We start from the raw sequence: 16,087 nt of genomic DNA, 5'->3' as shown, positions 1-16,087 counted from the left end.
AGGAGGCATCACGATAAGTCGTTACAAAAGTGTAACATCATTCGAGTAATTTCATATAGCTTGTGTCGATTGTGAAAAAGGCTGCTGCCGGGCTAACGCCATCCCCTTAAGGGGATACGGAAAAGCTGCCCATAGACAAAAAGCCGGAACGAAGAACCGTTCCGGCTTGAATCCATGCCTGTATACGCGCATCCGGCTTATAAGATGCCGTCTTTCATTGCTTTGTAAACGAGCTGGGCGAACAGGCTGTTCGACCAGACGAACCAGTCCCTTGTAAATATGGAGGGGTCATCGGCATGGAAACCTTCATGCATATATCCGGTGTCCGCATCGGTAGCTTCCAGCATAGCGATCATGGCGAGTCTCTCCTCGTTCGTAGAGGCGGTAAGACCCTGCATCGAGAGGGCCATATGCCAGATATATCCCGGAGGCGTATGCGGGCTTCCGATTCCTTTGGCCGCGCTGCCCTCGTAATAATAAGGGTTGCTCCGGCTCAAGGCGAACCGGCGGGTATTCTGATAAACGGGATGGTCCACGGCCGTATAACCGAGGTATGGAATCGACATCAGACCCGGGGTTCCGGCATCGTCCGCCAAGCAGTAATTGCCGAAGCCATCCGTTTCATAGGCATAAATGGAGCCGAATTCCGGATGCCGGTAAATTCCGTACAACTCAATGCCATGGCGGACATCCGCTTCAAGCCCGGCAAGCTCCTTCACCATCGCCGAATCGCGATAGACCCACTCGGCGATTTCGCCAAGCTGCGCCAGCGAGACAGCGGCGAACATATTGGCAGGGACATTGTAATGAAAATCGCATACATCGTCGCTTGGACGGAAACCCGACCAGATCATCCCCGTATAATTCACCGGCATCCCCGCGCCATGATTGCGGATCGTATCGGTTGCAATACCGTTATCGCGCGTGAAGCGGTAAGCAGAGAGCTGATCATGGCGCTGCTCGGTCTTCCACAGCCCGATTATGGCCTTCATTGCCGTCTTGAAGTTCGCATCGAAAATATCGCTTTTGCCGGTCGCTTTCCAATACATATGGGCAAGGCGGATCGAGAAGCAGATCGAGTCCAGCTCAAATTTGCGCTCCCAGACCCATGGTCCCATCTCCGTCTCGTCGCCTGCATTCCAATGCCAGTCGTTAGCCGACTCATTGAAGGCGTTGGCGTACGGATCGATGATAATACTTGCCATATGCCGTTTGATCAGACCAGCGAGAATCCGCTGCAGGTCCGCATCTTCCGCAGCAAGCGGCACATAATGAATCACCTGCTCGACTGAATCGCGCAGCCACATCGCCGGAATATCTCCGGTCAGAATGAATGTCGTATCGTCTTCCATCCATTTGGTTGCCGTCTCAAGCGTGTTGGGAAAGCAGTTGTGGAACAGCTGGAGCAGCTTGGGTCGATGGGCCAGCTTCTCCTCCGCCTCATCCAGTACAGCCTGAACGGCGACAGGAAGCGGAAGCTTTGGCATGTCGATTTTGGGTAACCGGAATTGCTTCATCTGTTCTTAACCTCCATGAATGATTATTCTTTGACTGCGCCGATCGTCAGTCCTTGTATAAAATAACGCTGGAAGAACGGATAAGCAAGAATAATCGGTCCGGTCGCCAGAACAACCATCGCCATCCGCGCTGTCTCCTGCGGCATATTTTGCAGAATGCCGGTATTGAGCGATGAGTTGGCGGAGTTCTGCATAATAAACTGCATGCTGGTCTCGATCCGCATCAGCATCGACTGCAGCGGAACCAGGTTCGCGCTGTCGATATAGAGCAGGGCGTTGAACCAGTCATTCCAGTAGCCGAGTGTACTGAACAGCCCGATGGTGGCAAGTCCCGGAAGCGAAAGCGGTAGAACCAGACGGAGGAATGTCTGCAGTTCTCCTGCCCCGTCAATCCGTCCCGACTCGATGATCGCATCGGGAACCATAGTGCTGAAGAATGTCCGCATAATCATAATGTAGAAGGCATTCACCGCCATCGGAAGTATCAGCGCCCAGATATTGTCACCCAGGTGCAGAAGCTGGGTCACGACAATATAAGTCGGGACCAGTCCTCCGTTGAACAGCATGGTGAAGAACGCCAAAAAGCTGAAGAAATGACGGTATTTAAAGCTTTTGCGGGAAATCGCATAAGCGTACAGAGTCACGAAAATCAGACTGATCAGCGTCCCCACTACGGTGATAAAGATGGTTACTCCATAAGCATGAAGCAGGGAATCGCCGGTTTTGAACAAATAACGGTACGCTTCCAGACTCCAGGCATCCGGAATAATGGCATAACCGTTACTGGCCAGCGCATTCTCATCCGTGAAGGAAATAATCAGCACGAACAAGAAAGGAAATACGCAGGCAAACGCGAACAAGGCGGCAATAATATTGAACAGTATATTGGCTCCGGGGGACAGCCTTTGAAAATCGCGGGTCTTGCTCTGAGTTTTCGACATAACCGTTTCTCCTTTCCGTCAAGAAGTTGTTCAGCAAGTCTCATGACTTGACCGGACGTGCTGAACCTTTAGCCTAGAACAAGGCGTTGTCTTTGTTGAATTTGCGCACAACCCAGTTGGATGTCATAACCAGTATAAAGCCGATTGCCGATTGGTACAGGCCTGCTGCTGTGCTCATTCCGATCTCGCCGGTCAATTTAAGTCCACGATACACATACGTATCGATAACATTCGTAGTGGAGTAAAGCATGCCGGAATCGCGTGTGATTTGATAGAACAAACCAAAATCAGCATAGAATACGCGTCCGATTGCAAGCAAAGTCAATATGGTCATAAGCGGCTTGAGCATGGGAATCGTGATGTTTTTGATCTGATCCCATTTGCTCGCCCCATCGATCATGGCCGCTTCATACAGGGATTTGTCGATCCCGATGATAGCCGCCAAATAAACGACGCTGCTGTAGCCAACTGTTTTCCACATGTTGATAATAACAAGCAGATAAGGCCATTTCTGCGGATCGGCGTACCAATTAATCCGTTCCATGCCTATATAAGTCAGAAACTGGTTTACGAGCCCTTTGTCCGCGCTAAGAAAGCTGAATACGAAATAACCGACAATAACCCAGGAAAGAAAATAAGGCAGGAAAATAGCCGTCTGATATATTTTAGACAAGCGTTTGTTAACAATTTCCACCAGCACAATCGCAAGGCCGACGGCCAACACAAGACCCAGAATAATAAAAACGACATTATACAAGATGGTATTGCGCGTAATGACATACGCATCTTCGGTGCTGAACAGAAACTTGAAGTTGTCCAGCCCTACCCATTTGCTGTTTAGAATGCTGGCCAGAAAACCGTCCTGGCTCATACGGTATTCCTTGAACGCAATAACTGTACCGGCCATCGGCAGATACGAGAAGAAGAAAAACCAAATCGTACCCGGAAGCACCATGAATAGCATCGCTTTGTTTTTGCTAATATCCTTAAGAATTCTTCCCAGCGTATTCATCACAACCTCCTCCTTGAGAGTTTTCTTGTACTTCCTTGATTATGCTCCTCTGCAACAAGAAGACTCACATCGGAAGCATAAGCTCCGGTAATGAAGGAGGGGCGGACGCATGCATCCGCCCCTCCCATGTGATTCAATAAGCAGTTTACTTTTGCGTTTTTCTCCACTCGTCCAATTGGGCTTGGGCTTCCGCAATAATTTTGTCCAGTCCGGCCGCTTTGAATTTCTCAATCGCTTGCGGCAGGTATTTGTCCGGATCAACGGTTCCAGTCATCAGTGCCGGCCAGAACTCGCCTTTTACGTTTTGTACGGCAGCCAGCTCATTCACAACCTTGGAGCTGTCGAAGTTGAAGCCGAGCGTTGGCGCAGTTTCACCTGCGTCATTGAAGGTTTTGAACTGCGCCCATTTGTCTTCCGGGTCTCCTTCTGTCAAATAGGTCAGCATGATATTGCCCATTGCAAAGGTCGGCATATCATAGTTTTTGGCATCAGGCAGGTTCTCCATATGCGTGTCATCGACTTTATTGAAATGAACGCCTTCGATGCCGGAATCTACCATGTTGCGCAGAACAGGATCGCTGTTAACCAAATTCAGGAACTGCATCGCTTTGTCCGGGTGTTTGGAGTTTGCCGAGATCGCCTGCATGGAGCCCATTACCGACCAGTTGAACACAATGGAATCGGAAGCAGGTGTCGATACGACCGGATACCCGTAGCCTTTCGACCAGAGGTTGTCCGCAAACGGCTGGGTCGACGCGCGGTCAACGAACCATTTGCCGGATTTCTGCAGATCGTCCAGCGAGCTGACCGTTGCGGCTTCCGGCGAGATATAACCGGCTTTGTAATAGCTGTGCATCGTTTTCAGCGCTTGCTTCATTTCAGGTGTTTCAAGCACATTGACCACTTTGTAATCCGTTGTGTCCAGTTTCACCGCCATTGGCAGGCTTTGGATGATGTAGTCGTAAGGCACTAGCGGCCCGTGGTCTTTGTTGATTGCGAATGTTGCAACCTGCGGCTCTTTTTCCTTGATGGTTTTGAGCAGCGGCTCCAGAGACTCCAGCGATTTCACATTGGAAATATCCAGATTGTATTTATCGAGGAGGTTCTTGTTGAAGCGCCATACTTCCTGTGCGGGAAGCTCTTTGTTAGCCGGGACCCCATAGTTGTGGCCATCGATCTTGGAGCCTTCCAGGAAAGCCGGATCCAGTTCCTTCACAATGCCGTCGCCGTATTTGGTGAGCAGCTCGTCAATTGGTGCGAACGCGCCTTTACGGGCATTTTGGACATAATCAAACGCCCATGAGCTGGTGAACATAATATCCATCGGCGTGCCGGAAGCGGTAAGAACTTTCATCTTCTGGTCATAGTCGCCCCAGTCGAGCATTTTCATTTTGATGGTGACGCCAATTTTTTCTGCTGTATACTTGCTGACTTCCGCCATGACTTTGTCTACGTCTTTTTGCGGTGTCCCGATCGTGTACCAGACCAGCTCTACCGGCTTATCCTTGCTGCCGCCGCTGTCGCCGCCGCTATTGCCTGCAGCTGTGTTGTCGTTGTTTTTGCTGCCGCAGCCGCTCAGGACCAATGCAACCGCCAGCATCAGCGCAAGCGCCAGCCCGACGCTTTTTCTCGTTCTTGTCATGTTAGATAACCCTCCCGTGTAGTTAAGGCTTAAGTACGCCTCTTAGGCTCTTATTTAGATTACCTGATGAAAACCGTTACAAATAGAGAACAAACTAGACATATCGTGTTCAAAATAAACAAAAAAGGACTTCCAGCCCCTAACGGAAGAAGCAGTCTGCCGGCAGCTGCTCCTTGTGTTGGAAGCGTTCCAAATCCTTCCTGAACCGTATAGAGGATGTTGCCCCGCAAACCGGAGATCCATCCGGGCTGTTAGAGCAGGCCTTTGTAATCCGTTGGCGAGATACCCACATATTTCTTGAACTGCTTGTGAAAATAACCCGTTTCCCAGTAGCCGACTGCGCGCGCGATTTCATGCACCTTCATCGTGGTGTTCTTGAGCATTTCCTTGGCCTGCTGGATCCGGTATTTGTTCATATAGTCCGTAAAGGTCTCATTGGTTTCCTTATGGAACAGCTTGCCGAGATAACCCGGATGAATATTGTACTGGCGGCCAAGCGATTTCAAGGACATCTCCTCCATATAGAACTCATGGATATGGCTGAGCACCTGTTTGACAATAGGACTTCTATCGTCCTGCCCCAGGATATCAATCATCATCTCGGCCGCTTCCTGCACCAGTGCGATCAGCTCCGCAACATCCGAGGCATGGGACGCTTTGCCAATCACATCTTTATATAGTCCGCTTACCATAGCCTGTGCCGACTTCAGATCATTCAGCTCCATCTTCAAACGCAGCATCATCTCAATGGCCAGACTGCGGAGCAGCGCCGGGGTTATCCCTTCCTGCTTCTGGGCGTGGTGGAACTCTTCCTCAATCCGCGTAAACAACTGCTCTTTATCTTTGGCGACCATCAGCCTTCCGAGATCGGACCAGTCCACGGGAATTTGCGGCAGCTGTGCGCTCCGGTCTGGAATCAGTGTCTCGTATTCGGCAATATCCGTGCGGCCCAGCATCAGAAAATACTCCTGCGCGCGCCGCGCCTGCTCGTAGCTCTGCTCATGCTCGTCGCCGATGCGCTTCACCATTCCCAGTGAAATCCGTGACCGGTAAGATTCGCCCAGCTCGCTGCGCAGCCGGGTCAGCAGATCAAGCGACGCCAGCTTGCAGGCTTCCGGGCTGTCGCCCATAAACACAATGACGATATCCCCCTCCAGATTCGTAAAACAAATCGTCGAGCGCTCCGCGGCAACACGCTGCTTGATCTCGCGGCGCAGCTCCAGCACCCGCTTCTCGTCCTCATCATCAGGCCTGACAAGAGAGGCCAGCAAAAAAGGCCATTCGAAGACGATCCCCAGCATCCGCGCCCTTTCCGCCAGTTCGTCGGGAGCAATCTGGCCGGTCATCCAGCGGTAGAGAATATTGTCCTTCAGGATGCCGATCTCATCGTCGGTGAAGACGGGACCGCGGGTCGCCGGGGTTTCCGCGTCCAGTTTCTCCACGGTGTTCCGGAGCGTCTCCGTTAATTCGGTAAAATTAATCGGCTTGAGCAAATAATTTTCAATGCCCAGCTTCATCCCTTGCTTCAAGTAATCAAATTCATTGTAGCCGCTCAGAATGATAATCTTCAGCTCCGGATACTGCTGCCGGGCGGCGGCGATCAGCTCAAGTCCATTCATCACGGGCATCGTAATATCGGTGATCAGAATATCCACCGGCACCTCTTTCATCCACTCCAGCGCCTGCTTGCCGTTGCCGGCCCGGCCGGTCAGCTCCAGTCCATAAGAGGACCAGTCTACCGCGTCATAAAGTCCATCCAGGATAAAAGGCTCGTCATCAACCAGAAACACCTTATACATTTCAGCTATCCTCCCTTGGCGAATTTGGAAACCAGATATGGACAGCCGTCCCCGTATCCGGACCGCTTGCAAGCTCTACGCCGCAGTCTGCGCCATACACCAGCTTAAGGCGCTCCCTCACGCTTCTCAGACCGAAGCCGCTGGTCTCCTCATTCTCCGGAAGCTGAAACGATTCCCGAATCTGCTCGAGCTTCTCCGAAGGAATGCCGGTTCCATTATCTTTGATCATAATGTGAATGATTCCGTCCCTTTCGGCTGCACGGACCGTCAGCACATTATCCATGTCGTCAGGACGTATGCCATGGACAATATAATTTTCCACGATGGGCTGCAGCGACATTTTGATCATTTTCCGCCCTGCCAGCTCCGGCTCATAGTCAATGGTATAACTGAATTTATCCTTGTAACGAATGCGGAACAATTCCAGATAGCGGCGGCAGTTCTCCATTTCCTCCTGAAGTGTAACCATAGTTTCCTGCTGCACGAAGCTTTTGAACAGCACCGCCAGGCTGTAGATCATCTCGCTTACATCCGTGACTCCCTGCGAAATGGCCCGCATCCGGATGACCTCCAGCGTATTGTAGAGAAAATGCGGATTAATCCGGGCCTGCAGCGCCGAAAGCTCCGTATGCTTCTGTTTGATTTCCGCCTTATAAACTCGGTCAATATGACGCGTCAGCTCCCCCAGCATCTGGTCGAAGCTGCGCGAGATTTGTCCCAGCTCATCCCCTTTGACATCCTGAATCCGGACGGAGGTGTCGCCGGTCTCGACTTTGCGCATGGAGCGGATAATCAGGTTGGTACGTTTGGCAACGTTGGCCACGACCAGCGAAGGCACGATGATAGCAACGAGAATACACGCCATGCTGATCAGCAGGATCAGATTCCTGAGCGTCCGGTAGGACTTGGCCACCTCCGCTTTGGGCGCGACGCCGACGACCATATAACCCAGATTGTTTGGCGTCAGGGTGGAAATGTATGATTCCTGCTCCAGCTCGCCCTGCCCCGCCAGCGTATTCAGCTTGTCCGCATACGGATAGGCTGACCCGTAATAGGTGCCCGATGAGTCAAAAATAACTCCACCACCGGATGCCAGCACCAGAATATATCCGCCAATATCATTCTCGTATCCGGAGAGTGCATTCGAGATGCTGTCGGAATTGAAATAAACGACTAATTGCCCGACCGCTTTCAGCGTCCCGAGGTCGCTGATGGGGCTATGAACCGAATACAGCCTCGGATTAGGCTGGGCGATGGTTTTGCGCACCCATTCATTGGGCACCGAAATATTGCCGTTGAGCTGCGACATGGCATCGGGAATAAAGGATCTCGAAGGGTTGGTCGTAATCAACCGCGATAAATTCCGCTGGCTTTGCACATAGAGAAATTGTTTCTCCGTGCTGTAGAGCAGAAGATTCTCGATATCCTGGTCATCCTCAACCCTGTTTTTAAAATAGACAATGGCATCCGTCGAACCGATCCGATTGCCCAAAAACTGGTCGAGGCGGCGGTTGATATATTCCTGAAAGGAATGCTTGAGCAGGTAGGTTACATTATCCGACAGCTGCTGGTCCCGGTACATGTTCTGAACCATCAGCTGGACCCCTTCATGCTTGGCGATGATATAGCGGTTGACGCGTTCCATGGCATCCTTCTGGTTATTCAGCTCGTTCTGTATAATCGAGCGGGACATGAAATAAAAGGTAAAATAGGAGAGCGTGGCAATCGTAAAGACAGCAATGACCGAGAAGATCAGGATCATCTTCACGAACAGATTATTGCTGATGTAGTTGCGATAAATCTTACCCAGCCGCATGAACGTCCTCCTCCCAGCCACTTTTTATAAAAGCAGCACCCTGTCCGCATCCCTCCATCATAACGTGATTGGCGGCATTAAAATAGGTAGAGATTAAAGGAATCCTGTCTAAAATAAGGTTTTCCTTCCCCAGTATTCACTTCTGTGCCCTGCCTTATCCTGACAGTTGTCGGCCTGTCGGCTTGCGGCTCCCTCTGTCGTTTGTCTGCTGATACCTGACGGATTCCGACTGCTGGCTGCCTCTGACGACTCCGTTCGGCTCCCGTCCATTCAGGAAATCTGTTATCATAAACTACATGTCAAGCGGATCACACTCACATATCCACCAGGAAAGGATTTCACGAACCATGAGCGTTTCTCTGACCCACAGGGTCATCAAGTTGTTGTGCGGCCAGATTTCTTACGATAGAGGTAAGGCCTGCTACCGGTCAGGAAAAGTAGTCCTTCATACCTTCAATCCCGAAGAGCCCGTTTATGAGGCTACCGTCAAGGACGGCGGCAGCTGCCACGTTCACATCCGTATCGATGAGGAAGGCGTTGTCCACGCCGCCTGCACCTGTCCCGCTCTGCCTTCCTATGACAAATACTGCCGCCATGTCGCAGCCGTTCTGCTGAACATTCACGATTTGCAGCAGGATGGACGGATTTCCGTTCCGGCATCAATGGCCAGGATTCAGCAATCCGAGAACGGGTTCCCCGATAAACCCGGCCATCTTCTTCCGCGGTACGATGGATCCGCCTCCCGTTCCACGGCAGAAGACAGCAAGCTCGTCAGCAGCATGCTGGGGCTGTTCGGAGACCGTCCGGTGCGTCCCACGGGCACCAGGCCTCTATTCGACACCCGGACCGTACTGCAGGTAACCTTTATCTTCAAGCCTTACGCCTATGGCTACGGCAAGCATATGCCGGGCATCGAAATCAGAACAGGCACCAAGCGGCTATATATTGTACAGCATATAAGAGGATTTCTGGAGTGTATCGACCGCAGGGAAACCTATGTGTTCTCCGGAAATTTCACGTATGATCCGCTTGTTCACTGCTTTCAACCGGCGGATGATGCCGTTCTCCAGCAGCTCATTGGGCTTCTTCATCAAGAGCAGCTCTACCGCGAATCGTCGGATGCTTATTCCAGCCCTACCCGCCCTGCAGGCGGTGATCGCATGCTGTTGATCCCCCCATCCTCCTGGGAGCCGCTTCATCCGCTTCTGGAAGCCGCGCCAGCCGTACAGGTCGAGCAGGAGGGGTTTAGCGTATCCGGGATCAGCCTCTCGGACGATAAGCTTCCCCTCGTCTTCCAATTCGACGAAGCCGGGACAGCCGGGTACCAGCTGAAGGTAGACGGGTTGGATCCGCTTATCGTGATGGAAGCTTATGGGATCGTACTTCTGGAGGGCCGGCTGCTCAAGCTCCCCGCCGAGCAATGCAAACGTCTGTCCGAGCTGAAGCGGATGCTTGATGCCAAGGGTACAACACAGATGCAGATTCTGCCGCAGCAGATGGAGCCCTTCATGGAGAAGGTTATCCCCGGCTTAATAAAGCTCGGTACCGTGCATATTTCGCAAGCCGTTTCCGAGCGTATGGTGCACTCTCCTTTGAAAGCGAGGCTGTACCTGGACCGTGTCAAACACCGCCTGCTTGCCGGGTTGGAGTTTCAATACGGGGATATTGTGATGAATGCCCTGGAAACAGCCGGCCAGCAGCGCGGCGAAGGCCGCATTCTTATGAGGGACGGCGAACGGGAAGGACAGATCCTGGAGCTGATGGAACAAAGCTCCTTCGTTCCAACGGAAGCCGGTTATTTCATGGAGGATGAAGAAGGGGAATATGAATTTCTGTACCACATCGTGCCACAGCTGGAGAAGCTGCTGCAGATCTATGCGACCACGGCCGTCAAAACCAGGCTTCACCAGGGAACGCCTCCCCGAATCAAGGTGGAACTGGAGGAGCGGACGGACTGGTTGGCCTTTACCTTCGAGATGGATGGCATTGCCGAAGCGGAAATTCGCAGTCTGGTGAAGGCGCTCGAGGAGAAAAGCCGATACTACAGGCTGCCGGGCGGAGCGCTTATGCCGCTGGAGACTGCGGAATTCGAGGAGATCCGACGCTTCATTAACGAAACCGGGCTCATCAAGCAGGATCTTACAGGCTACACATTCCGCGTTCCGGTCGTCCACGGCCTCTATATGATGGATCCTGATGCAGCTGGACAAGCCGTCAAGCTGGGCAGGTCCTTCCGCCGTCTTCTGGAAAATATGAGAAATCCCGATCATCTGGATTTCCCGGTGCCGGAACGATTGGAGCCTGTCCTTCGCGATTACCAGAAATATGGATTCCAATGGATGAAAACACTGGCATATTATCATTTCGGCGGTATTCTTGCCGACGATATGGGGCTGGGCAAAACCTTGCAGAGCATCGCATTTCTTGTCTCTGTTCTGCCGGAGATCCGCAGCGGAAAGCAGCCGGCAATCATCGTCTGCCCCTCTTCCCTTGTCTATAACTGGCAGAACGAGCTGAAGAAATTTGCGCCCGAGATTCGCAGCATCATAGCCGACGGTCCCCAGGCAGGGCGCTTCGCGGCGCTGAAGAAAGCTTCCCGCACGGATGTCCTTATCACCTCCTATCCGCTCCTTCGCCGGGATATCGAGGTCTATGCCGCCCAGTCCTTTCACACGCTTATTCTGGATGAGGCGCAGACCTTCAAGAATCATTTCACGCAGACGGCACAGGCCGTAAAAGGGCTTGCCGCCCAGTATCGGTTCGCCTTAACGGGAACGCCGATAGAGAATCACCTGGAGGAGCTGTGGTCAATCTTCGATGTCGTGTTTCCCGGGCTGTTCAAGGGACTTCGGACTTTCCAGGATCTATCTAGGGATACGGTCGCCAAGCGGGTCAGACCTTTCCTGCTGCGGCGGCTGAAGTCGGATGTGCTTAAGGAGCTGCCGGAGAAAATCGAGTCTGTGCAGGCCTCCAAGCTGCTGCCGGAGCAGAAAAAGCTGTATGCCGCTTACCTGGCACAGCTGCAGGAGGAGACTTTGAAGCATCTGAACGATGACAGCTTTCAGAAGCACCGCATCAAAATCCTGGCCGGTCTGACAAGGCTGCGCCAGCTGTGCTGCCATCCTGCCCTTTTCGTCGAAGATTATAAGGGGAGCTCAGCCAAGTTCGAGCAGCTGTTGGACATTATCGAGGAATGCCGCAGCTCCGGGAAACGGATGCTGGTTTTCTCGCAGTTCACCAAGATGCTGGAGCTGATCGGCCGGGAGCTCGGCTATCAGGGAGTGCCCTTCTTCTACCTGGATGGCCAGACCCCGTCATCCGAACGCGTCGACCTGTGCAGCCGGTTTAACGAAGGGGAGCGGGATCTGTTTCTGATCTCGCTGAAAGCGGGGGGAACCGGCCTGAACCTGACAGGGGCCGATACGGTCATTCTCTATGATCTCTGGTGGAATCCGGCTGTGGAACAGCAGGCTGCCGACCGCGCCCACCGGATCGGGCAGAAGAAGGTCGTTCAGGTCATTCGTCTTGTTGCGCAGGGCACCGTCGAGGACAAGATGTTTGAGCTTCAGCAGAAGAAAAAGAATCTCATTGATGAAGTCATCCAGCCCGGCCAGGAGGCGCTGTCCACGCTGACCGAGCAGGATGTACGGGACCTGTTGATGATGAATGGAAACCAATAAAACTCGAAGCCCCGGTCTGCCGAGATATTTTCTCGTGACGCAAGGGCTTTGAGTTTTTTAGTATAGGCCTGGCGGACGCAGACTGCCTGCAGCAAATTGGTTCTTCCAGCTCACACTCCCACGTCCCGCCCGTTTCCCTGCTTCCCTCGGCTGCAGCAAGGTTTTTCCCGCTTACAGCGATTCATCTTCTATCACGCATGCTGCAGCAAGGTTTTTCCTGCTTATAGCGCTTTATCTTCCCTCACGCTTGCTGCAGCAAGGAATTTCCGGCTTACAGCGCCTCTTCTTCCAATACGCTTGCTGCAGCAAGGTTTTTCCGGCTTATAGCCCCATGGGCCGCCTGTTCCGCCGCTTCCACCTGCTGCAGCAAGGAATCCCCGGCTTACAGTGCTTCATCTTCCCTCGCGTATGCTGCAGCAAGGTTTTTCCGGCTTACAGCCCCATGGGCCGCCGTCACCGTGTACGCAATCCCCTCAATATTATCCTTTCACAATAGTCTCTTCCCCCAATAAAAAAACACCGCTTCCGGTTACGAAGCGGTGTCAGGTGAGCCATGAGCGGCTAAAAATTTAACATGGTGTGTAATTACGCAAATCAGTCAGCGATTCATAAAGTAAAGCCAAACCAATTCGGCTTTATAAGCGGATCCTGCAATCTCGATATCCTATTCTGAGATATCAGTCACAGGATGATCCATATCGCTTTTTGCTAGCCTTTTAGCGCTTTGGCCGCAATATCCGTGCGGCTGTGCATGCCGTCGAAATGAATGGCGGATGCCGCCTCATAGGCATGGGCGCGGGCTTCGGCAATATCCTTGCCGCGCCCGACGATGCCAAGCACGCGGCCGCCATTGGTCACAATCTCGCCGTCACGCTCAGCGGTGCCGGCGTGGAAAACAAGTGCTCCTTGTGCTTTGGCGGCATCCAGTCCCGTAATGACGCGGCCTTTTGGATAAGCGGCCGGATAACCCTCGGATGCGGCGATTACACAGACGACCGCCTCATCACTCCAGGTGATGTTAATTTGGTCCAGGCGGCCGTTCAGCGAGGCCAGAATAATATCCAGCAGATCCGTTTCCAGACGCGGCAGCACGACCTGCGTCTCCGGATCGCCCATGCGCGCGTTGAACTCGATTGTTTTGACGCCGCCCTTGGTGATCATCAGACCGGCGAACAAGACACCGCGGAACGGGCAGCCTTCGCTGACCATCGCTTTGGCAGTCGGCTTGATGATGTTCTCAATGGCATCCTCGACAAGCGCCCGGTCGATATGAGGAAGTGGGGTATACGTTCCCATTCCCCCGGTATTCGGACCTTTGTCCCCGTCGAAGACCGGCTTGTGATCCTGGGCCGGCACCATGGCGCGGACATTCTCCCCATCCACAAAAGCCAAAATGGACATTTCCTGCCCCTCCAGGAACTCCTCGATCACGACACGTCCGCCTGATTCGCCGAACACCTTGCCGACCATCATATCATGCAGAGCCTGCTCCGCTTCCGCTAGCGTATAAGCGACCGTAACGCCTTTACCGGCCGCAAGCCCATCCGCTTTGACCACAATAGGTGCCGTCTGCTCGCGAAGATAAGCAAGCGCAGCTGCATGATCGGTGAACGTCTCGTATTTAGCTGTCGGGATGTTGTACTTCTTCAGCAGGTTTTTCATGAAGATTTTGCTGCCTTCAATGGCCGCCGCGTTCTTGCGCGGACCGTAGATCGGAATATTCCGCTCCTCGAAGGCATCGACGATCCCGTCCGCAAGCGGGTCATCCGGTCCGACAACAACCAGATCCACCTCATTGTCGCAGGCGAACTGGATCAAATCTGCAAACCGGTTAACCGTGATTGGAACACATTCCGCCAGTTCTGCAATTCCGGCATTACCCGGAGCGCAATAGATCTTCTTCACTTTATCGCTTTTATTCAGCGCCCAAACGATGGCATGCTCTCGCCCGCCGCCGCCGATAACCATAATCCGCACAGATAACCCTCCCCCAAAGTTAAACCCAATCCAGACCTCTTCTTAATGTTTAAAATGACGGACGCCCGTCACGACCATCGCGATATTATGGGCATTTGCCGCTGCGATGGATTCTTCGTCTTTGATCGAGCCGCCCGGCTGGATAATAGCCGTGATGCCCGCTTTGGCAGCCAGTTCAACGGTATCGCCCATCGGGAAAAACGCATCCGATGCCAGCACCGCTCCCTGCGCTTTTTCGCCTGCCTGTTCAATAGCAATGCGAGCAGCACCTACCCGGTTCATCTGACCCGCGCCTACGCCAACCGTCATGTTATCGGCTGCTAGCAGGATGGCATTGGACTTGACGTGTTTCACGACTTTCCAGCCAAACAGCAGCTGCTTCAGCTCTTCATCCGTCGGCTTGCGGTTGGTAACGACCTTGATATCCTCCGGCGTCAGGCTGTGCACATCGCTCTCCTGAACGAGCATGCCGCCATCTACGCTGGTGACCAGCCATTCCGGCTTGCGCTCCGCGGCCGCCTGCAGCTCACCGAGCTTCATCAGGCGGATATTCTTCTTCTTGGTCAGCACGTCCAGCGCCTCAGGCGTAAAGTCCGGAGCGATAACAATCTCCAGAAAAATCTCGCTGAGCAGCTGTGCGGTTTCCACCCCGATCGTGCGGTTTGCCGCGACGATGCCGCCGAAGATGGAGGTCGGATCGGCCGAATATGCTTTTTGATAGGCTTCGTGAATATCGCTGCCGATGCCCACGCCGCAAGGATTCATGTGCTTGACGGCCACTACGGCCGGCTCATTGAATTCCTTGACAATGGCAAGCGCTGCGTTGGCATCGTTAATGTTGTTGTAGGACAGCTCCTTGCCATGCAGCTGCCGGGCTGTCGTAATATTGCCTTCAGCGGCCAGCGGCTTGCGGTAGAACGCAGCCTGCTGATGCGGATTTTCCCCGTAGCGGAGGTCCTGAACTTTCTCGTACGTCACGGTATAACGCTCCGGAAGCGGCTCGCCGCCCAGCTTGGAGAGATAATCGCCGATCAGCGCGTCATAAGCGCCGGTGTGGCGGAATACTTTGGCCGCGAGGCGTTTGCGTGTTTCAAGCGTGGTGTCGCTTGCCGTCTTGATTTCCTCCAGCACGCCTGCATAATCGGCAGCATCCACGATGACGGTCACAAATGCGTGGTTCTTCGCAGCCGAGCGGAGCATCGTCGGTCCGCCGATATCGATGTTCTCGATAGCATCCTCATACGTAACATCGGGCTTGGCAATCGTAGCCGCGAACGGATAAAGATTGACTACGACCATATCGATATAATCCAATCCCAGGTCTTTCATCGCCTTCTGGTGTTCTTCATCGTCACGGACAGCAAGCAATCCGCTGTGGACAGCGGGGTGCAGCGTTTTGACACGTCCGTCGAGAATTTCCGGAAACCCCGTCACGTCGGAGATCCCGACAACCGGAACGCCTTCCTTCTCCAGCAGGCTGGCGGTGCCACCAGTTGAAATGATTTGCACGCCAAGTCCCGCCAATGCCCGCGAAAACTCCACAATGCCCGTTTTATCCGATACACTAATTAACGCTCTGCGAATAGCCAATAGGGTACCCTCCCAAAAGTATAATTGCGACGCGATATACTAAATCCTGCTTCTCTTCCGTAGAAGCCTTAGACGCCTGCGATGCCTTCCTTAATCCTTCAAAAAGCCTCCAT

The 16,087-nt window shown here is 53.1% G+C and carries 9 protein-coding genes; 1 reads left to right on the top strand and 8 read right to left on the bottom strand.

Annotation, left to right across the window (positions count from 1 at the left end; all coding sequences use genetic code 11):
- Positions 1-197 precede the first annotated feature (197 nt).
- From IEY46_RS26215 to IEY46_RS26190, 6 genes are all read right to left on the bottom strand, one after another.
- Positions 198-1,517: a glycoside hydrolase family 125 protein gene (locus IEY46_RS26215; RefSeq protein ID WP_188996774.1), complete on the bottom strand. Its 1,320-nt coding sequence runs from the start codon at positions 1,515-1,517 to the stop codon at positions 198-200.
- A gap of 23 nt (positions 1,518-1,540) precedes the next feature.
- Positions 1,541-2,458: a carbohydrate ABC transporter permease gene (locus IEY46_RS26210; protein WP_188996772.1), complete on the bottom strand. Its 918-nt coding sequence runs from the start codon at positions 2,456-2,458 to the stop codon at positions 1,541-1,543.
- 73 nt (positions 2,459-2,531) lie between these two features.
- A complete protein-coding gene (locus IEY46_RS26205) occupies positions 2,532-3,470 on the bottom strand; it encodes an ABC transporter permease (protein ID WP_188996770.1) in 939 nt (312 codons plus the stop codon).
- A 145-nt stretch (positions 3,471-3,615) separates the two neighbouring features.
- On the bottom strand, positions 3,616-5,112 hold the full coding sequence (locus IEY46_RS26200; RefSeq protein WP_188996768.1) for an ABC transporter substrate-binding protein: 1,497 nt from the start codon (positions 5,110-5,112) through the stop codon (positions 3,616-3,618).
- A 251-nt stretch (positions 5,113-5,363) separates the two neighbouring features.
- Complete coding sequence (locus IEY46_RS26195) at positions 5,364-6,911, bottom strand: response regulator transcription factor (RefSeq protein WP_188996766.1); 1,548 nt, start codon at positions 6,909-6,911, stop codon at positions 5,364-5,366.
- Position 6,912: 1 nt separating this feature from the next.
- Positions 6,913-8,727, bottom strand: coding sequence for a sensor histidine kinase (locus IEY46_RS26190; RefSeq protein ID WP_188996764.1), 1,815 nt, complete (start codon positions 8,725-8,727; stop codon positions 6,913-6,915).
- Between the two features lie 347 nt (positions 8,728-9,074).
- Here IEY46_RS26190 and IEY46_RS26185 point away from each other — a divergent pair, with 347 nt between their 5' ends.
- Positions 9,075-12,407 (top strand): DEAD/DEAH box helicase, encoded by a 3,333-nt coding sequence (locus tag IEY46_RS26185; RefSeq protein ID WP_188996762.1) that lies wholly within the window; start codon positions 9,075-9,077, stop codon positions 12,405-12,407.
- 708 nt (positions 12,408-13,115) lie between these two features.
- Here the strand turns inward: IEY46_RS26185 and purD are convergent.
- Together purD and purH are read right to left on the bottom strand one after the other, a co-directional pair.
- Positions 13,116-14,384, bottom strand: coding sequence for a phosphoribosylamine--glycine ligase (purD, locus tag IEY46_RS26180; protein WP_188996760.1), 1,269 nt, complete (start codon positions 14,382-14,384; stop codon positions 13,116-13,118).
- A 42-nt stretch (positions 14,385-14,426) separates the two neighbouring features.
- A complete protein-coding gene (purH, locus tag IEY46_RS26175; protein ID WP_188996758.1) occupies positions 14,427-15,974 on the bottom strand; it encodes a bifunctional phosphoribosylaminoimidazolecarboxamide formyltransferase/IMP cyclohydrolase in 1,548 nt (515 codons plus the stop codon).
- Positions 15,975-16,087 lie beyond the last annotated feature (113 nt).

Origin of the sequence: Paenibacillus nasutitermitis, from assembly GCF_014641075.1 — a bacterium.
Lineage (GTDB): Bacteria > Bacillota > Bacilli > Paenibacillales > Paenibacillaceae > Paenibacillus_Z > Paenibacillus_Z nasutitermitis.
Note: the sequence above shows the minus strand (reverse complement) of the source record. Positions and strands in the feature narration are given on the sequence as shown.